The sequence below is a fragment of the Rhodococcus sp. BUPNP1 genome (genome assembly GCF_002215235.1).
Classification (GTDB): domain Bacteria; phylum Actinomycetota; class Actinomycetes; order Mycobacteriales; family Mycobacteriaceae; genus Rhodococcus.
The window spans coordinates 37,364-55,107 of sequence record NZ_NERM01000010.1 but is presented as its reverse complement, the minus strand read 5'-3'; the positions used below and the strand labels follow the sequence as shown (position 1 = coordinate 55,107).

The window sequence follows — 17,744 nt, the reverse complement described above, 5'->3', positions numbered from 1 at the left end:
ATCCCGAGGAGTGACCCATGAACGATGGCAGCGGCCCCCGCGTCGCGACGACACGTGTCGGCTGCGATGTCGTCACCGTCCGCGACATCGCGTCGAGCATCGATCGCTTCGGCGACCGCTACCTGCAGCGCGTGTTCACCCCGCACGAGCTGGACGTATGCACCGGACCGGGTCGCGCCCAACGCCTCGCGGCGCGCTTCGCCGCGAAGGAAGCCGTCATGAAGGTCCTGCGTCCGCGCGAGCACGCGGTTCCCTGGCAGGCCATCGAGATCCGCCGCGCGGACTGGGGCGGATGCACTGTCGTACTGGCCGGTAACGCGGCCGCCCTGGCGCGAGATGAACAGGTGACCGACATACAGGTCTCGATCTCCCACGAGCCCGAATACGCCATCGCGACGGTCGTGGCGACCCGCGTCGACGAAGCAGAAACTGGAGAACACCCATGACGGAGCAGGTGATCCGCAAGGTCCTCGGTGAGCACGCGAAGCTGTCGGTCGACAGCACTGCGCTCGATCCCGCCGCCGACCTCTACGAGCTCGGCCTGACATCGCACGCCAGTGTGAACGTGATGCTCGCCCTCGAGGACGCCTTCGACGTGGAATTCCCCGACGAACTGCTGCGCAAGAGCACCTTCGCGAGCGTCGGCGCCATCAGGTCGGCGTTGACGGAACTGGGCGTCGCGTGACGTCGACATCCGTGCCGCTCACCGTCGCGGAGAACGCCGGGCTGTCACTGCTCGCCCGTGCCGAACTCGTCGGACGCGACAGCGCCGGTCCCGCGGCCGCCGACGTGGATCGTGAGGGTCGGTTCCCGCACGAGGCCGTCGACGCGCTGCGCGCCCACAAACTGCTGAACTGTGCCGTCCCCGTCGACCAGGGTGGGGAGGGCGCGTCCCTCGGTGAGCTGTGCGCCGTCGCCCGCATCCTCGGCCGGTACTGCGCCTCCACCGCGATGATCTTCGCGATGCACCAGACGCAGATCCTGTCGCTGGTGCATCACTCCGCCCCGGGTGTGGCCGCCTTCGTCGCCGAAGCGGTGGCGAACGACTACCTGATCGCTTCGGCGACCACCGAACTCGGCACCGGCGGCGACGTGCGCAGCAGTGTCTGCGCCGTCGCCCGCGACGGCGACACCGTCACGCTGACGAAGAACGCACCGGTCATCTCGTACGGCGAGTACGCCGACGCGATCCTGGTGACCGCGCGTCGCACCGCCGACAGCCCGCCCAGCGACCAGGTGCTCGTCGTGTGCCGACGCGACGACGTGACCCTCGAGCCCACCGGCAGTTGGGACACCCTCGGACTGCGCGGCACGTGCAGCCCCGGCTTCGTCCTCACCGCCACGACGTCCGCCGATCGCGTCGTCGGCACGGCCTACGCCGAGATCTCGTCGCGCACCATGCTTCCCGTCTCGCACAGTGTGTGGTCGGCGGTGTGGCTCGGAATCGCCGACGCGGCGATGGAGAAGGCCCGCTCGTTCGTGCGGTCGGCGGCCCGCCGCAGCCCGGGCGTCACGCCGCCCGGTGCGCTGCGACTCGCCGAAGCAGCCGCCGTGCACCAGCAATTCTCCGATCTCGTCGCCGCGTCGGCCGCCCGGTTCGACGCCGCCGCGTCGGCGCAGGAGGAATCGATGTCGGGCATGGGTTTCTCGCTCGCCATGAACAACCTCAAGGTCACCGCGTCCACGCTCGTCGTGGATCTGGTGAACCGCGCGATGCTCATCTGCGGGATCGCCGGATACCGCGAGGACTCGCAGTACTCGCTCGGCCGTCACCTGCGCGACGCGCACGGCGCCGCCGTGATGGTCAACAACGACCGCATCATGAACAACTCGGCCCAGTTGTCGATCGCCTACCGGGGGACGCTGTGACAAGTACAGCCACTACCAGGACCGCAACCGACGAGCTGTCCGAGCTCGAGCGCGCCCGCCTCGACTTCCGGCAGCAGTTGCTCGAGGCCGAACTGCTCGTGGAGACCGGTGTTCCGGGACTCTACGGACGGTCGGGTGTCTTCGAGGACATCGTCGACGGCATCGACCGCGTAGTGATTGCGGCGGGTCCGGGCCGGGCCGCGACGCGCCTGCGCTTCCCTCCGGTCTTCCCGCGGACGAGCTTCGAGCGCACCGACTACATCGCCTCGTTCCCGCACCTGACCGGAGCGGTGAACACCTTCGCGGGCAGCAACACCGAGCACGCCGAACTGCTCGCCGCGCGGTCGCGGGGCGAGGCGTGGGATCCGTGGCTCGAACCCGCCGACACCGTGCTCGTCTCCGCCGCATGCCATCCCGCCTACTCGCGGTACACCGGCACACTGCGCGAGGACGGCGAACTGCTCGACGTCCTCGGCTACTGTTTCCGGCACGAACCGGCAGTCGACCCGGCTCGCATGCAGGCCTTCCGGATGCACGAGTTCGTGCGCATCGGCACCGAGAACGACGCTGCGCAGCATCGTGATTCCTGGGTGGAGCGAGGACTCGAGGTGCTCGACTCGCTGGGTCTCGACGCGACCGCCGTGCCTGCCAACGACCCCTTCTTCGGGCGGGCCGGGCGCATGCTGGCCGTCAACCAGCGCACCGAGAACCTCAAGACCGAGCTGACCGTCCGGCTCTACGGCGACCTCGACGACGGCACCGCCGTGGTCTCGTGCAACTGCCACCGCGAACACTTCGGCGAGACCTTCGAGATCCGCACCGCCGACGGCGAAGTCGCGCACAGCGCGTGTGTCGGATTCGGCATGGAGCGGATCGCCCTGGCGCTGCTGCGGACCCACGGACTCGACGTCGACCGCTGGCCCGCTGCGGTACGCGACAGGATGTTCCCGTGAGCGATCGGCTCATCGACGTCCGCGTCGACGGGTACTCACCGCACTTCGTGCACGCTGCCGACCGGATCTGGACCGAGACCAACTGCTACGTCGACCTGTGGGTCGAGGTGCTGCATTCGCTCGGCCACGACCCGGTCCCCGCGGCGGCGTGCGCGTTCTCGGCCCGGTTCGACGGCGCCCAGTGGACCTTCCTCAAGTTCCGCCCCGAGGATCTGTTCGCGCTCTACGGGATCGACGTCGCGGAGATGAACGTCTGGCGCCGCCCGGTGGACCACCTCGAGGACAACGCCGCCGCCGGCCTGCTGTCGACGATCGAGGTGGACGCCTTCTGGTTGCCCGACACCGAGGGAACCGGATACCGGGAGAGTCGTTCGAAGACGACGATCGTGCCCAATCTCATCGACCGGGACACCGAGACGCTCGAGTACTTCCACAACAGCGGCTATCACGTCCTCACCGGTGAGGACTTCCGCGGAGTGTTCGGCCTCGACGTGCCCGTGCCCACCTGGCCTCCCTATCTCGAACAGGTCCGTCTCGATGCGGTGCCACCGCAGTGCGATGCCTTCGACTCGGTGGTGCTCCGGCACCTGCGCATGCGCGCCGGCTCGAATCCGGTGCGCGAACTCGGCAAGCGGGTACTCGCCGACGTCGACCCGATCCGCACCGGCGGAATGGATGTCTTCCATCCGTGGACGTTCGGCGTGCTCCGCCAGTGCGGTGCCACCGCCGAACTCGCCGCGGACGTGAGCATCTACATGGACGGTCGCGGATATCCCGGTGCGGCTGCCGCCGCCGACGGCTTCCGCGCGGTCGCCGAGGGCGCGAAGAGCGTGCAGTTCCGGATGGCGCGCGCGGCACGCGGCCGCAGCGTCGACCCCGGCGACCAACTGACGGCAATGGCCGATGCCTGGGAGGACGCCATGGCGACCGTCGTCCGCGCCGCCGGTGTGCGGTGACGGGGTTCGGCGCACATGGATGTCCTGCACGATTCCCGATGGCGTTGTCTCCGTGTCGCTCCCGGGTCGGTCGAGAATCCCGGTGATCTACCGGAGGACGGTTGTTGGCTGCCGGTCCGCATACCCGGGACGGCGGCAGGCGCGATCCGGGAGGCCGACGGAGTCGCGGCGGCCCGGGCGTCGTCACCCGACAGCGACGACTGGTGGTTCGTCACCGATGTCGAGGTGTCCGGCGACGGACCGTGGCGTCTGACCTTCGACGGGCTCGCGACCCTCGCGGAGGTGTGGGTCGACGGCACCCTCGTCGCGACGTCGGAATCGATGTTCGTGCCGCTGACCGTCGTCCTCGACGACCTGCCGTCGACGACGCGGATCGCGATCCGGTGCGCCTCGCTCGACGCTGCTCTCCGCAAGCGTCGACCACGCGGACGGTGGCGCTCGTCGCTCGTGTCGGCTCAGGGATTGCGGTGGTTCCGCACCACGATGCTCGGGCGTGCCCCGGTCTACGCGGGAGCTCCGGCGCCGGTCGGACCGTGGCGTCCCGTGCGTCTCGTCAATTCCGGTGAACCCCTCGTGCTGGAACGTGAGATACGAACGCGTGTGCGCGGATCCGACGGGATCGTCGACGTCGACCTCGTGTTGGCCGGCGCTGCAGTCTGCGAAGTCGCTGTGGAGATCGGAGGGTCGACGGCCCACGCCCGGCCCGAATACGGAGCCGACGGGACAGCACGCGTGCACATGCAGGTGACGCTCCCCGAGGTGAAACGGTGGTGGCCGCATACCTACGGCGACCCGAACCTGTATGCAGCCCAACTCCTTTTGGACGGGCATCGGATGGAATTGGGCGCCATCGGTTTCCGATCGGTGGAGCAGATTTCGGGCGACGGATTCGGCTTGCGGATCAACGACATCGACGTCTTCTGCCGCGGACTGGTGTGGACACCGACCGACCCGATCGCACTGAACGACCCGGCCGGAACGCGGCGCATCCTCGAACGCTGCGTGTCGGCGGGCGTGGACACGATCCGCATCCCCGGCACGATGGTTTACGAGGACGACGAGTTCTACTCCGCGTGTGCGGAACTGGGCATCATGGTGTGGCAGGACGTCATGCTCGCCACCACCGATCCGCCCGACGATCCGCACTTCCGCGCGCTGCTCGAGGACGAGGTCCGTGCGCTGGCGCGTCGATGGGGCGGGAACCCGGCACCCGTCGTGATGTGCGGGGGCAGCGAAACCGAGCAGCAACCGGCCATGCTCGGTCTGACGGAGGCATCCATCCCGGCGCTCGACGACTGGTTGCCTGCGATCGTCGACCGCGAGCTACCGGGCACGGTATGGGTGTCGTCGTCACCCTCCGCGCCCCCGGGGAGCGACACACTGCCGATCGCGGTGGGCTCGGGTGTGGCGCACTACTTCGGCGTCGGGGGTTACCGCCGTCCACTCAGCGACGTGCGTGCCGCCGGCGTGCGCTTCGCCGCCGAATGCCTCGCGTTCTCGATCCCGCCCTCCGACACGGCGATCGAGGCCGAGTTCGGCAGTGTGAATGTCGCCGGTCACCATCCGCGGTGGAAGGCGGCTGTGCCGCGCGACAACGGCGCGTCGTGGGACTTCGAGGACGTACGAGACCACTATGTGCGCACGATCTTCGGGGTCGACCCCGCCGAGATGCGGTGGGCCGACCCCGCGCGGTATCTCGCGCTCGGACGGGCAGCGAGCTGCGAAGCGTTCACCGAGGTACTGCAGTACTGGCGACGATCCGGATCCGGATGTCGCGGTGCCCTGATCCTGTCCGCCCGCGACCTGCAGCCGGGTGCCGGATGGGGTGTGCTCGACGCCGACGGGAACCCGAAGGCGCCGTGGTGGGTGCTGGCCCGGGTGTTCGCGCCCGTCACCGTCCTCCTCACCGACGACGGCCTCGACGGCCTGCGGGTGGACGCCATCAACGACACCGCCGACGTTCTCGACGTGACTTTGCAGTTGCAGGCCCACACGCCCTCGGGTGCGGTGCCGGTGGACGTGTCCGTGCCGCTGCATCTCGAGCCGCACGAGAGCCGGGTGTTCTCCTGGGCGTCGGTGACGGGCGGTTTCTCCGATGTCAATTTTGTGTATCGATTCGGGCCGCGCACCTTCGACACCGCGACCGCCCGGCTGGTGGACCCCACCGGTGCGGTGCTGGCGGAGTCGGTGCATCTCGTGGGTGGTCCGGCACGGCCCGTCGAGCGCGGAATCGGCCTCGCTGCGACCGCTCGGCCCGTCCCGGGTGGGTGGAGCGTGGAGGTGCGGACCGAGGGGGTGGCGCAGTACGTGCACCTCGACGTCACCGGCGGTGACCTGCAGGATTCCTGGTTCCATCTGCTTCCCGGAGGTTCTCGCACGATCGCCGTGCGGGCCTGTGATCCGGCCGCGACGTTGAGCGGTCGGGTGGGGGCATCGAACTCGGCCACGAGCGCGCCCATCCGGGTGCTTCCTGCCTCCGACGTCCGCGAGGTCGACGGGTAGCTTCCGGCGTTCCCGGCGGGCCGGTGTGCGGCGCGCCGAAATCGACAGGTGCATATCGGGCATCGACGGGGTATATGTATCTCCCAAGGGGTCGCTCACCCGATTTGCACCTTCTGTACGGTGCCGGTGGCCACCTCTCCCCGCCTTCCGAGAGGAGATCGACATGGCGATCCGCTCCACGTCGCAGATGGGTGCCTCGCGCACCGCTTCGTCCACTCGCCGTCCTGCCCGCGTGGAGCAGGACGGACCGTCCTTCACCGAGGTCATCCACTCGCAGCTGTTCTCGAACTACCAGGTGCCTCGCGGACAGGTACAGCGCAGCGCCTGATCGGGAGCGTCTCCGGCCCGGCATCGTGCCTGCCGGGGTGCCCGTGCGCAGCGTTTAGGACACCTGCGCGTGCGGCACACTGTCGGCATGAGTGAAGCCACGACGAGTCAGAGCACCCGCATCGTTCTCGCGTCGCGCCCGGAGGGGGCGCCCACCGCCGACAACTTCCGATTCGAGACCGTGGAGCTGCCGGAGGTCGGCGACGGCCAGATCCTCCTGCGCGTCGTCTACCTGTCCCTCGACCCGTACATGCGCGGTCGGATGAGCACCGCGAAGTCGTATGCCGCGCACGTCGAACTCGGGGACGTGATGGTCGCCGGAACGGTGGGCCAGGTCGTCGAATCGCGGTACGAGGGTCTCGAGCCGGGCGACTACGTGCTGGCCGGAGCCGGCTGGCAGTCGCACGCCGTCCTCGACGGTTCCACCGTCCGCAAGCTCGATCCGCAGGCCGCACCGATCTCCACCGCGGTGGGCGTGCTCGGAATGCCGGGCTTCACAGCCTATTCCGGGCTCCTGAAGATCGGACAGCCGAAGGAGGGCGAGACCGTCGTCGTCGCTGCCGCCACCGGGCCGGTGGGATCGGCCGTCGGGCAGATCGCGAAGCTGAAAGGCGCCCGCGCGGTCGGGATCGCCGGCGGGCCGGAGAAATGCCGCGCACTGATCGAGGAGTTCGGTTTCGACGCGGCGATCGACCACCGCGACCCGAACTTCGCCGACAAGCTGGCCGAGGCGGTTCCCGACGGCATCGACGTGTACTTCGAGAACGTCGGCGGCCCCGTGCAGGAAGCGGTGTGGCCGTTGCTCAACACCTATGCGCGGATCCCGGTGTGCGGTCTGGTCGCGCAGTACAACGGCGCGGATCTGGACCGTAAGGACCGCCTTCCGGGACTGTTCAATTCGATCCTCACCAAGAGCCTCACGATCCGCGGCTTCATCCAGAGCGAGTTCGTGAAGGAGATGTACGGCGACTTCCTGCGTGAGGCCTCGGCATGGGTCCGCGACGGAAAGCTCGCGTACCGCGAGGACATCGTCGACGGACTCGAGAACGCCCCGGAGGCGTTCATCGGCATGCTCGAAGGAAAGAACTTCGGAAAGATGCTCGTGCGGGTCGCGCCGGAGTGACGGACACCGGTCCGCCCTCCGGCGCCGGCCGCGTCAGCGTCGGGGGGTTCCGGTGGACCACAGGGCCCACAGGATGAGCACGGGCTGGAAGAACAAGCGGATCAGTCGCTTACGGTCGGTGTCGAGACCGAAGGCGCTGCGCTTGCCGAGATACTGGGCGATGTTGCCCGGGAAGACGGCGGCGAAGAACAGTGCGGTGAAGCGGCCGACGCGGACGCGGTCGCGGTTCGCCACGGCGAGTCCGGCGCCGAGCATGATCTCGACACCGCCGGATGCCATGACCACGCCGTCCTTGTCCATCGGCACCCAATCGGGGACCTGGGCCTGGAAGTCCTTGCGGGCCCAGAAGAGATGGCTCAGCCCGGCGAAGACGAGTGAGGCGGCCAGCAGATAACGCGCGAGGGTCCGGGCTCGTGTCGTGGGCGGAGCAGGGGCTTCGGTGGGTGGAGTTATCTGTACATCGCTCATGATCACGAGCGTACGGACTGTACGGTGCTCGCGACGGGGATCGCGTCGCGAGCACCGTAGGTCACATCAGGCGATGCGTTCGAATGCCGTCATTCGCCGTCAGGCGATGCGCTCGAACGCCGTCATTCGCCGTCAGGCGATGCGCTCGAACGCCGTCATTCGCCGTCAGGCGATGCGCTCGAACACAGCGGCGAGTCCCTGGCCGCCGCCGATGCACATCGTCTCGAGTCCGTAGCGACCCTCACGGCGGTCGAGTTCGCGCAGCAGGGTGGCGAGGATGCGTCCGCCGGTCGCGCCGACCGGGTGTCCGAGGGAGATGCCGGAGCCGTTGGGATTCAGGCGCGGGTCGTCGGCCTCGATGCCCCACGAGCGGGTGACAGCGAGGGCCTGGGCGGCGAACGCCTCGTTGAGTTCGATGACGTCCATGTCGGCGAGCGTCAGTCCGAGGCGGCCGAAGGCCTTCTCGCTGGCGGGCACCGGGCCGATACCCATGGTGCGCGGCGGCACACCGGCCACCGCCCAGCTGGCGAGGCGGGCGAGCGGACGCAGACCGAGCTTCGCCGCCTTCTCGGCGGTGGTGACGATCGCGAGGGCGGCACCGTCGTTCTGGCCGCTGGCGTTGCCGGCGGTGACGGTCGAATCGGGATCGACCTTGCCGCGGATCGGGCGCAGCTTGGCGAGGGTTTCCATCGAGGTGTCGGCGCGGGGGTGTTCGTCGGTGTCGACGACGAGCGGATCACCCTTGCGCTGCGGCACGCTCACGGGCACGATCTCCTGCGCGAACACGCCGTTCTTCTGCGCGGCGACGGCCCGCTGGTGCGACTGCACGGCCAGGGCGTCCTGGTCCTCACGGCTGATGGAGAACTCGGCGCGCAGGTTCTCGGCGGTCTCGATCATGCCGCCAGGCACGGGGAAGTCGCGGCCACCGGCGGTGACGCGGGCACGGGCGAGCCGATCGGACAGGGCGACGGCTTCACCCTTGACGCCCCAGCGCATTCCGGTGGCGTAGAACTCGGCCTGGCTCATCGACTCTGCGCCGCCGGCGAGGATCAGGTCGCTGGCGCCGGTCTGCACCTGCATGACGGCCTGCACGATCGCCTGCAGACCCGAGCCGCAGCGGCGGTCGACCTGCAGGCCCGGAACGTCCACGCCGAGACCGGCGTTGAGGGCGGCGACGCGGCCGAGGGCGGGGGCCTCACCGTTGGGGGAGGCCTGGCCGAGGAAGACGTCGTCGATGTCGGAACCGGTGATGCCGGTGCGTGCGACGAGTTCGCGGATGACGGTGGCCGCGAGATCCTCGGGGGCGATGTCCTTCAGGACGCCGCCGAACCTGCCCACCGGGGTGCGCAGGGGTTCGCAGATCACTACGTCGGTCATGATGTACCTCGATCGGGATTGTTCACTGGTGGGTCTGGGTGCGGGCGAGATCCGTGGAGATCGCACCGGCGGTGGCGAGCACCGCCGGGACGAGCTCGTCGTGCACGGTCTCCATCCGGTAGCGGGCCGCGTGGGTCGAGAGATTCACCGACGCCACAACGGTTCCCGATGCGTCGCGGATGGGTGCGGCGAGCGAGCGCAGGCCCTCTTCGAGTTCCTGGTCGACGACGCAGTACCCGTTGCGTCGCACCGTGGCGATCTCGGCGCGCAGTTCGTCGGCGGTGGTGACGGTGTTGCCGGTGATGGGCGCGAACTCGGCGCGCGCGAGGTAGGCGTCGAGTTCGTCGTCGTTCAGGCCGGCGAGCAACACGCGTCCCATGGAGGTCGCGTAGGCGGGGAAACGGGTACCGAGGGTGATGGTGACGGTCATGATGCGGCTGACCGGAACTCGTGCGACGTAGACGACGTCGGTGCCGTCGAGCACCGAGACCGAGGTCGATTCCTTGACCTTCTCGGCGAGCGCCTCGAGATGCGGTCGCGCGACTTCGGGCAGCGTCAGCGCCGACAGGTAGCTGTAGCCGAGTTCGAGCACCCTTGGGGTGAGCCAGAACTGGGATCCGTCGGTGCGGACGTAACCGAGTTCGATGAGTGTCAGCAGGAATCGGCGCGCGGTGGCGCGGGTGAGACCGGTCGCGCGGGCGACGTCGGAGAGCGACTGCCGCTGGGCGTGTGCGCCGAAGGCCTTGATGACCGACAGGCCACGAGCCAGCGACTGCACGTAGTCGGGTGACGCTCCGGGGTTTTCGCGAGCGACCTCGGGGGCGGTGACGTCGGGAGTGCTCACGATCCCGCACCTCCCTCGGTGTCGGCGAGTGCCTGCTTGCCGAGCGCGAACGCCCGGTTGCTGTTGGGGACACCCGCGTAGACCGCGGTGTGCAGGAAGACCTCGACAAGATCGTCGGGGTCGATCCCGGCGCGCAGGGCGGCGCGGATGTGCATGTCGAGTTCGTGCTCGTTGCCGACCGCGGTGAGGATCGCGAGGGTCAGCAGCCGGCGGGTGCGATGGTCCAGACCCGGGCGCGCCCAGATATCGCCCCACGCGGTGCGGGTGATGAAATCCTGGAAGGGCCGGGTGAATTCGGTGGCCGACTCGATGGACCGGTCGACGTGCGCGTCGCCGAGGACGGAACGACGCACCCGCAGGCCTTCCTCGAACGCCGCGGTGCGGTGCGCGGCGGACGGCGTGGCACGCGACGAGATGTGTTCGCGGATCAGCTTCGTGACCCGTCCCGCCTGCTCCACATTGACGAGGTGTGCGCCGGGAGAGAGGACGTGGAAGTCCGAGTCGGCGATCCCGTCGGCCAGCTGCTGCATCGTCGACGGCGGGGTGGCCGGATCCTGCTCCCCGGCGATCACCAGCGTGGGCGCGACGATCCGGGCCAGGTCGGGACGGCCGTCCCAGGTCGCCAGTGCCTCGCAGCACGCGGCGTACCCCTCGTCGGTGGTGCCCTTCACCATCTCGACGTGGCGGGCGACGAGCTCCGGATCGTGTTCGGCCAGTCCGGGAGTGAACCAGCGCGATACGATCGAATCGGCGATAGAGGCGAGCCCGTCGTTGCGGACCGATGCGGCCCGGTCGTACCAGGGCTGGGCGGGCTGGAAGGCCGGCGAGGTGCACAGCAGCGTCAGCGTGCGCACGCGCTCGGGGTGGCGCGCCGCGAGCCACTGTCCGACGGCACCGCCGAGCGACAGGCCGACGTAGTGCACGGCGTCGAGTTCGAGCGAATCGAGCAGTGCGACGACGTCGCCAGTGAGTTCCTCGATCGTGTAGGGACCGGACGGCGCGGGCGACGCGCCGTGCCCACGATGGTCGGCCGCGACGACGTTCCAGTCGGTCGCCAGGGCGTGGATCTGCGGTCCCCACATCGACAGGTCCGAACCGAGCGAACCGAGGAACAGGACGGTCGGCTTCGTGGGGTCGCCGTACTGTTCGTAGTTGAGCGTGACGGTCATCGGGCATCTCCTGTGGTTCGGTTCGTGCTGTCGTGACGGGCGAGAACGCGGTCGACGATGTCGGTGGCATGGCCGAGATAGCGCGTGGGATCGAGAAGTTCGCGCACGTCCTGCGGGTCGAGATGTGCGGTGATGGCGGGATCCTCGTCGAGCGACCTGCCGGCGACCGCCGCATCGGTGACGATCGAGCGTGCGTCGTCGGTGTGTTCGGCGAGTGCGGCCGTGACCTTCTCGGCGAGGATCGCCCCTCCGGTGAGCGCGAGATTGCGGTCGAGCGCGTCGGTGTGGACGTGCAGGCCGTTCAGGCTCGTCGAGAGCTGGTGCGCGGCACCGCCGGTGAGGCGCAGGATGTCGGCGAGCGTCTCCCATTCGGCGTGCCAGGCACCGGCAGCGCGCTGGAACTCGTGATCGGTCGACGACAGGATCGTCGAGACGAGACCGGGAACGCGCCGGGCGGCGGCACGCGCGGTGATCGCCGCGACGGGATTGCGCTTGTGCGGCATGGCCGACGACCCGCCGGGCGCATCCTCGCTCACCTCACCGAACTCGGTGCTCGCCATGAGTACGACGTCGGTGGCGGGCTTCGCGACCGCACCTGCGGCGACACCGAGTGTGCCCGCGAGTGTCGTGATCGGGGTGCGTGCGGTGTGCCACGGGGCGACGGGACGCGCGAGTCCGAGCAGGTCGGCGACGGTGTCGGCGAACGCGAAGCCGTCGGGATGGACGGCGGCAAGCGTGCCGGCGGCCCCGCCGTACTGGGCGGGCAGGGTGGACAGGACGCGGTCGAATTCGACGACGGCGTCGTCGAGGGACAGGAGCCAGCCGGCTGCGAGTGCACCGAAGGTGGTGGGCAGCGCCTGCTGACCGAGCGTGCGCGCGACCATCGGTGTCTCGCGATGGGTGGCGGCGAGACGGGCTGCGCCGTCGGCCGCGGAGCGCAGGTTCGCCAGGGCGATTCCTCCGGCGCGGCGGGCGAGCAGCATCAGCGCGGTGTCGAGCACGTCCTGGCTGGTCGCGCCGACGTGCACGGCCCGCGCGGGGGCGTCGGCGCGCTCGCGCAGCAGGGAGACCAGAGGGATGACGGCGTTGCCGCCCGCCGCGGAGCGTCGACCCAGGTCGGCGGGATCGAGTTCCTCGGCGAGGGAAGCCGCGGCTGTCGCGACGGCGTCGGCGTGGGTGTTCTCGACGCGGCCGAGTGCGGCGGCCGCTCGGGTCAGTGCGACCTCTACGTCGAGCAGGGCGCCGATCCACGCGCGATCCGATAGGGCGACGCCGAGTTCGTCCGCGCCGAAGACGGGATCGAACAGCGGGCCCCGATGCCCGGCGTCGGGGGATGAGGGAGACACGGACCTCCGATCCGAGACGTTCGCTATGTGGACGGATGGACGCTATGCGAACAGGCTAATGCGGCAGTTCTGCGCTCGCAACGATCCTACGCGAATTTGTTCGCATTGCGGACGGGAGTTCACATGACGTACACCTGAGGGTATCGTGGCACACATGGACAAAGTCGTTGCCTCCGCCGCCGAGGCCGTAGCCGACATCCCCGACGGCGTCACGATCGCCGTCGGAGGGTTCGGCCTGGTCGGCATCCCCGAGATCCTCATCAACGCGTTGCTCGAACAGGGCGCCACCGACCTCGAGACCGTCAGCAACAACTGCGGTACCGACGGCTTCGGGCTCGGCCTGCTGCTCGAGAAGGGCCGCATCCGCCGCACCATCTCGTCGTACGTCGGCTCCAACAAGGAGTTCGCACGCCAGTACCTCGCCGGCGAACTCGAAGTCGAGCTCACCCCGCAGGGCACGCTCGCCGAGCGCCTGCGCGCCGGTGGCGCGGGCATCCCCGCCTTCTTCACCCCGGCCGGCGTCGGCACGGCCGTCGAGGAGGGTGGACTCCCGCTGCGCTACGACGGTCACGGCGGCATCGCCCTCGCGTCGCAGCCGAAGGAGACCCGAGAGTTCGACGGCGAGACCTACGTGCTCGAACGCGGCATCGTCGCCGACTACGCACTCGTGCACGCCTGGAAGGGCGACCGCCACGGCAACCTCGTCTACCGCGCGAGCGCCCGCAACTTCAACCCGCCGGCCGCCGCCTCGGGTCGCATCACGATCGCGCAGGTCGAGCACCTCGTCGAACCCGGCGAACTCGACCCCAACGAAATCCACACGCCCGGCATCCACGTGCAGCGTGTCGTACACGTCGGCCCCGTCGAGGTCGGCATCGAGAACCGGACGGTGCGCTCATGACACAGGCAACGAAGAAGGGGCTGACCCGCGAGGAGATGGCGGCACGCGTCGCCAAGGAACTCGAGGACGGCCAGTACGTCAACCTCGGAATCGGCATGCCCACCCTCGTGCCGAACTATCTCGAGCCCGGCGTCGAGGTCATCCTGCACTCCGAGAACGGTGTGCTCGGCGTCGGCCCGTACCCGACCGAGGACGAACTCGACCCCGAGCTCATCAACGCCGGCAAGGAGACCATCACCGCGATTCCCGGTGCGTCGTACTTCGACTCGGCGCAGTCGTTCGGCATGATCCGCGGCGGCCAGATCGACGTCGCCGTCCTCGGCGCGATGCAGGTCTCCGCCAAGGGCGACATCGCCAACTGGATGGTGCCCGGCGCGATGGTCAAGGGCATGGGTGGCGCGATGGACCTCGTCCACGGCGCCAAGCGCGTCATCGTGATGATGGATCACGTCACCAAGAAGGGTGATCCGAAGATCCTCGAGGAGTGCGTGCTGCCGCTCACCGGTCGTGGATGCGTGCAGCGCATCATCACCGACCTCGCGGTCATCGACGTCACCGAAGAGGGATTGAAGCTCGTCGAGACGGCGCCCGGTGTGACCACCGAGGACGTCGTCGCAGCGACGGCGGCGAAGCTGATCGTCTGATCGGACAGTGACAGGGCCGGGCGCGAGTAGATCTCGTGCCCGGCCCTCTCAGTCGTAGTCGTCGTTGTCGGCCGTGAGCTCCGGGGCGTCGGGCTCCGGTTCCTCCCCGCCCACCTCCGGGATCAGTTCGTAGCGATGCCCGAACGACTCGGCGAGCGCCTGCAGGATCGCCACCACCGGCACGGACACCAGCGCCCCCACCGGGCCGAACAAGGTGGCGCCGACGATCACCGAACCGAACGCCACCGCCGGGTGGATCGACACCGTGCGGGCCGTGATGCGCGGGTGGAGCACATAGTTCTCGACCTGCTGGTAGACCGTGCCGAAGGCGATCACCCACACGCCGTCGAGCGGTTGCTGCACCGCGGCGATGAGTGCGGGGAGCCCGATCGCGAGATAGGTGCCGAGGGTCGGGATGAACTGCGAGACCACCCCGGTCCAGATCGCGAGGGGCAGCCAGTACGGAACCCCGATGATGAGGAAGAAGATTCCGGTGAAGATCGACGCGGCGGCGGCGAGGATCAACCGAGAGACGACGTAACCGCCGGCCTTCTCCACCGAGGTCTCCCACACGTTCGCGATCAGCTGCTGCTGCCGGGCCGGGAACCAGCTCGCGATCGTCCGGCGCATCTTCGGCCCCTCGGCCGACATGTAGAAGACGAACAGCAGCATCGTCAGGATCTGGAACAGGGCACCGACCAGTGTGCTGAGGACGCCGAGGACACCGGGTGTGAACCGTTGCGCGAGATCGCGAACCGTGTCGGGCGTGATCTTGAACAGCTCGTCCCCGGTCTTGAAGTTCGTGTCGAAGGTGCGGTTCGCCCAATCGGTGATGCGCGTGAGCGCGTCCGGCAGTGTGGTGAGCAACTGAGCGATCTGTTCGAACAGGAGCGTGCCGAACACCGCGAAGAACCCGACGGTGAGCAGGATCAGGGAGAACAGCACGAGACCGGTCCCGGCGCCGCGACGCATCCCGAACCGCTCGAGGCGGTCGACGATCGGTTCGATGGTGATGCTGAACAACCACGCCAGGAACAACAGGCCGAGGAAGCCCTTCAGATTGTGGAAGAGCCAACCCGACATCTGATAGAAGGCGACGGCCAGCAGAACACCGACGATCGTGGGCCGGAGCCAGCGGGGAGTTCGTGGACGATCGGCGACGGTTGCGCGCTTGGTCATCACACCCTCCGCTCTGCAGAGACTCTGTGGCGAAATGTACTCGGTGAGCGCTGCCGGGGGAGCGGTACCGAGGCCGAGGGGCAGACACAAAAGAACCGGCCCGGACTCGTGTGAGTCCGGGCCGGTCGGTGGTAGCGGGGACAGGATTCGAACCTGCGACCTCTGGGTTATGAGCCCAGCGAGCTACCGAGCTGCTCCACCCCGCGTTGCATGTCCAACCATACACGACTTCCGAGGGTGCTCTGACCACCCCTCGTCCGGGCCGCATCGCCAAGCCTTCGGCGCGCCCATCGAGCCGTACAAACGAGGGGGAGGATATGCGCGTTTTTCGCAGTTCCGACGCACACAACCTCCCCCTCGTTTCGACTTCGAAGCCACCCCTCCGGTTCGTCGATCTCGATCAGCGGGACCTGCGGAGTGTGCCGCGTCACAGGCCCATAGTTTCGGTCCGTAATCAGGTCGCCGTGTCACGGCTGCCTCGAAACCGGTCCGCACGAACAATTTCGAGAGAGGGGCGGCATGCCTGCTGGGTCGAGGAGGTCGCCGATCCGTGTATTGGGAGCAGTGATCGGGACCTGTGCGGTGCTGCTCACCGCATGTGGGTCGACCACCACCGAGAACTCCGGAGTCGGTGATCCTGCGCTTCCGCTGCACTACGCCACCGTCTTCGGCGTCTCGTCGTTCGATCCGCACAAGACGCGGATCACGAGTGACGCCACCATGCTCAACATGGTCTACGACCGCCTCGTCCACCGTGACGCAGCCGGCCAACCGATCCCAGGGCTCGCCGAGTCGTGGGAGATCGACGAGACCACGCTGACACTCCACCTGCGTGACGGTCTGACTTTCTCCAGTGGCGCCGCCCTCGGCGCCGATGCTGTGGTCGCCAACCTCCGACGTGCTCTCGAGCCCGACTCGATCACGGCACCCATGCTGGCCGGCGTGGTCGGGGTCGACGCAACGGACGACCGCACGGTCGTGCTGACCTTCGACGGTCCGGGCGCGCAGTACGTGCTGGCGTTGTCCGACCTTGCTGGGATGATCGTCGACCCGGACGCATTCGGAAGTCCGGAGAAGGACACCCAACTCGCGCTCACACCCGCCGGTGCAGGGCGCTACGTCCTCGCGGAGTCCCGACCGGGTGCCGAGTACGAGTTCACCGCCAGAGCGGATTATTGGGACCCCGACGCGATCGGCACCGAAACCTTCGTCTGGACCGTGATGACCGATCCGCAGGCGCGTCTGAGCGCCGTGTCGGCAGGGGACATCGATGTCGCAATCACCACGCCGTTGACGATCGACGCAGCCGAACAGCAGGGTCTTCGGGTGGAGACAGCACTTCGGCTCGACCACATGGCGCTCAACTTCAACCGGAACCGCAGCGAGTTCGGCAACCTCGAGGTGCGCAAAGCCATCGCTCACGCGATCGACCGCCGGGCCATCGCGGACACAGCGATGGAGGGTCACGCCGAAGCGGCCACGCAGAATTTTCCGGAGGACTACTTCGCGTACGACCCGGATCTCGCCGACGACTATCCGTACGATCCCGACCGGGCACGACAGCTGCTGTCCGATGCGGGCCTGCCGGAAGGATTCTCGTTCACGGCCATCCTGCTGAATCTGCCCGAGAACGTGCAGGTGGCGCAGATCGTGCAACAACAACTCGCGCAGGTCGGCATCGAGATGAAACTCGAACCGTTGCCTCCGTCGGATGCGTCACCGACCTTCTACCGGGGGGACGCCGACGCATTCCTCACGACCTTCACCGGCCGCTCCGATCCGGCGCTGTTGCTGTCCGCTCTCTACGGAGAGAATTCACCCCAGAACCCCTCCCGTACCACTGCGCCGGGATTCCAGGAGGCGCTCGACTCCGCGAACCGCGAGACCGACCTGCAGACCCGTGGGGACAAGCTCGGAGAGGTCTCGAAAACCGCCATGGACAACGTCCTCGCCGTGCCCTTGGTGTTCTTCGAACTCGGCTCGACGCTCACCGACCAGGTCGTCGGATACGAGACGAACCTGTTGATCGATGAATGGCGCGGCGTCGGCATCGCCGCTTCCTGACCGGACGACCGCTCCAGAAACT

General features: G+C 68.3%; 17 protein-coding genes and 1 tRNA gene. 11 read left to right on the top strand and 7 right to left on the bottom strand.

Annotation, left to right across the window (positions count from 1 at the left end; genetic code table 11):
- Positions 1-17 precede the first annotated feature (17 nt).
- From acpS to B9C99_RS12215, 8 genes are all read left to right on the top strand, one after another.
- Entirely contained in the window at positions 18-446 is a 429-nt protein-coding gene (acpS, locus tag B9C99_RS12245; RefSeq protein ID WP_088898037.1) for a holo-ACP synthase, read from the top strand.
- Entirely contained in the window at positions 443-685 is a 243-nt protein-coding gene (locus B9C99_RS12240) for an acyl carrier protein (RefSeq protein ID WP_024102340.1), read from the top strand. Before acpS ends, B9C99_RS12240 begins: the two co-directional genes overlap by 4 nt.
- Positions 682-1,869 carry an acyl-CoA dehydrogenase family protein gene (locus tag B9C99_RS12235; protein WP_088898036.1) on the top strand — a complete coding sequence of 396 codons (1,188 nt, stop codon included), beginning with the start codon at positions 682-684 and terminating at the stop codon, positions 1,867-1,869. The genes B9C99_RS12240 and B9C99_RS12235 overlap by 4 nt, the downstream gene beginning before the upstream one ends.
- Positions 1,866-2,822 (top strand): amino acid--[acyl-carrier-protein] ligase, encoded by a 957-nt coding sequence (locus B9C99_RS12230; protein ID WP_088898035.1) that lies wholly within the window; start codon positions 1,866-1,868, stop codon positions 2,820-2,822. Before B9C99_RS12235 ends, B9C99_RS12230 begins: the two co-directional genes overlap by 4 nt.
- The gene (locus tag B9C99_RS12225; RefSeq protein ID WP_088898034.1) at positions 2,819-3,778 is read left to right on the top strand and encodes a DUF1839 family protein; all 960 of its coding nucleotides are present in this window, start codon (positions 2,819-2,821) and stop codon (positions 3,776-3,778) included. Before B9C99_RS12230 ends, B9C99_RS12225 begins: the two co-directional genes overlap by 4 nt.
- 15 nt (positions 3,779-3,793) lie before the next feature.
- Complete coding sequence (locus B9C99_RS12220; RefSeq protein ID WP_088898033.1) at positions 3,794-6,280, top strand: glycoside hydrolase family 2 protein; 2,487 nt, start codon at positions 3,794-3,796, stop codon at positions 6,278-6,280.
- A 163-nt stretch (positions 6,281-6,443) separates the two neighbouring features.
- On the top strand, positions 6,444-6,608 hold the full coding sequence (locus tag B9C99_RS25865; RefSeq protein ID WP_016695879.1) for a hypothetical protein: 165 nt from the start codon (positions 6,444-6,446) through the stop codon (positions 6,606-6,608).
- A gap of 87 nt (positions 6,609-6,695) precedes the next feature.
- Positions 6,696-7,730 carry an NADP-dependent oxidoreductase gene (locus B9C99_RS12215; RefSeq protein WP_016695878.1) on the top strand — a complete coding sequence of 345 codons (1,035 nt, stop codon included), beginning with the start codon at positions 6,696-6,698 and terminating at the stop codon, positions 7,728-7,730.
- Between the two features lie 33 nt (positions 7,731-7,763).
- Here the strand turns inward: B9C99_RS12215 and B9C99_RS12210 are convergent, their stop codons facing one another.
- From B9C99_RS12210 to pcaB, 5 genes are all read right to left on the bottom strand, one after another.
- Positions 7,764-8,198, bottom strand: a complete 435-nt coding sequence (locus B9C99_RS12210) for a hypothetical protein (protein WP_172414935.1) — start codon at positions 8,196-8,198, stop codon at positions 7,764-7,766.
- 165 nt (positions 8,199-8,363) lie between these two features.
- Positions 8,364-9,575, bottom strand: coding sequence for an acetyl-CoA C-acetyltransferase (locus B9C99_RS12205; protein ID WP_088898031.1), 1,212 nt, complete (start codon positions 9,573-9,575; stop codon positions 8,364-8,366).
- Between the two features lie 22 nt (positions 9,576-9,597).
- Positions 9,598-10,419 carry an IclR family transcriptional regulator C-terminal domain-containing protein gene (locus B9C99_RS12200; RefSeq protein ID WP_088898030.1) on the bottom strand — a complete coding sequence of 274 codons (822 nt, stop codon included), beginning with the start codon at positions 10,417-10,419 and terminating at the stop codon, positions 9,598-9,600.
- Positions 10,416-11,588 carry a 3-oxoadipate enol-lactonase gene (pcaD, locus tag B9C99_RS12195; RefSeq protein WP_088898029.1) on the bottom strand — a complete coding sequence of 391 codons (1,173 nt, stop codon included), beginning with the start codon at positions 11,586-11,588 and terminating at the stop codon, positions 10,416-10,418. Before pcaD ends, B9C99_RS12200 begins: the two co-directional genes overlap by 4 nt.
- Positions 11,585-12,934, bottom strand: coding sequence for a 3-carboxy-cis,cis-muconate cycloisomerase (pcaB, locus tag B9C99_RS12190; RefSeq protein ID WP_088898028.1), 1,350 nt, complete (start codon positions 12,932-12,934; stop codon positions 11,585-11,587). Before pcaB ends, pcaD begins: the two co-directional genes overlap by 4 nt.
- A gap of 154 nt (positions 12,935-13,088) precedes the next feature.
- Between pcaB and B9C99_RS12185 the strand changes: the two genes are divergently transcribed.
- Together B9C99_RS12185 and B9C99_RS12180 are read left to right on the top strand one after the other, a co-directional pair.
- Positions 13,089-13,835, top strand: coding sequence for a CoA transferase subunit A (locus tag B9C99_RS12185; protein WP_016695872.1), 747 nt, complete (start codon positions 13,089-13,091; stop codon positions 13,833-13,835).
- On the top strand, positions 13,832-14,479 hold the full coding sequence (locus B9C99_RS12180) for a CoA transferase subunit B (RefSeq protein ID WP_088898027.1): 648 nt from the start codon (positions 13,832-13,834) through the stop codon (positions 14,477-14,479). Before B9C99_RS12185 ends, B9C99_RS12180 begins: the two co-directional genes overlap by 4 nt.
- Before the next feature lie 48 nt (positions 14,480-14,527).
- Here B9C99_RS12180 and B9C99_RS12175 read toward each other — a convergent pair whose 3' ends face one another.
- Positions 14,528-15,658 (bottom strand): AI-2E family transporter, encoded by a 1,131-nt coding sequence (locus tag B9C99_RS12175; protein WP_088898026.1) that lies wholly within the window; start codon positions 15,656-15,658, stop codon positions 14,528-14,530.
- Positions 15,659-15,787: 129 nt separating this feature from the next.
- Positions 15,788-15,864: transfer RNA gene (locus B9C99_RS12170), tRNA-Met, on the bottom strand.
- A 313-nt stretch (positions 15,865-16,177) separates the two neighbouring features.
- On the opposite strand from B9C99_RS12170, the gene B9C99_RS12165 reads away from it, so the two are divergent.
- Entirely contained in the window at positions 16,178-17,722 is a 1,545-nt protein-coding gene (locus B9C99_RS12165; RefSeq protein ID WP_088898025.1) for an ABC transporter substrate-binding protein, read from the top strand.
- Positions 17,723-17,744: the final 22 nt, after the last annotated feature.

Excerpts from the sequence above, each read along its gene's own strand:
- acpS (WP_088898037.1), top strand. The coding sequence starts at position 18 with ATGAACGATGGCAGCGGCCCCCGCGTCGCGACGACACGTGTCGGCTGC.
- B9C99_RS12240 (WP_024102340.1), top strand. The coding sequence starts at position 443 with ATGACGGAGCAGGTGATCCGCAAGGTCCTCGGTGAGCACGCGAAGCTG.
- B9C99_RS12220 (WP_088898033.1), top strand. The coding sequence starts at position 3,794 with ATGGATGTCCTGCACGATTCCCGATGGCGTTGTCTCCGTGTCGCTCCC.
- B9C99_RS25865 (WP_016695879.1), top strand. The coding sequence starts at position 6,444 with ATGGCGATCCGCTCCACGTCGCAGATGGGTGCCTCGCGCACCGCTTCG.
- B9C99_RS12215 (WP_016695878.1), top strand. The coding sequence starts at position 6,696 with ATGAGTGAAGCCACGACGAGTCAGAGCACCCGCATCGTTCTCGCGTCG.
- B9C99_RS12210 (WP_172414935.1), bottom strand. The coding sequence starts at position 8,198 with ATGAGCGATGTACAGATAACTCCACCCACCGAAGCCCCTGCTCCGCCC.
- B9C99_RS12205 (WP_088898031.1), bottom strand. The coding sequence starts at position 9,575 with ATGACCGACGTAGTGATCTGCGAACCCCTGCGCACCCCGGTGGGCAGG.
- pcaD (WP_088898029.1), bottom strand. The coding sequence starts at position 11,588 with ATGACCGTCACGCTCAACTACGAACAGTACGGCGACCCCACGAAGCCG.
- B9C99_RS12185 (WP_016695872.1), top strand. The coding sequence starts at position 13,089 with ATGGACAAAGTCGTTGCCTCCGCCGCCGAGGCCGTAGCCGACATCCCC.
- B9C99_RS12180 (WP_088898027.1), top strand. The coding sequence starts at position 13,832 with ATGACACAGGCAACGAAGAAGGGGCTGACCCGCGAGGAGATGGCGGCA.
- B9C99_RS12175 (WP_088898026.1), bottom strand. The coding sequence starts at position 15,658 with ATGACCAAGCGCGCAACCGTCGCCGATCGTCCACGAACTCCCCGCTGG.
- B9C99_RS12165 (WP_088898025.1), top strand. The coding sequence starts at position 16,178 with ATGCCTGCTGGGTCGAGGAGGTCGCCGATCCGTGTATTGGGAGCAGTG.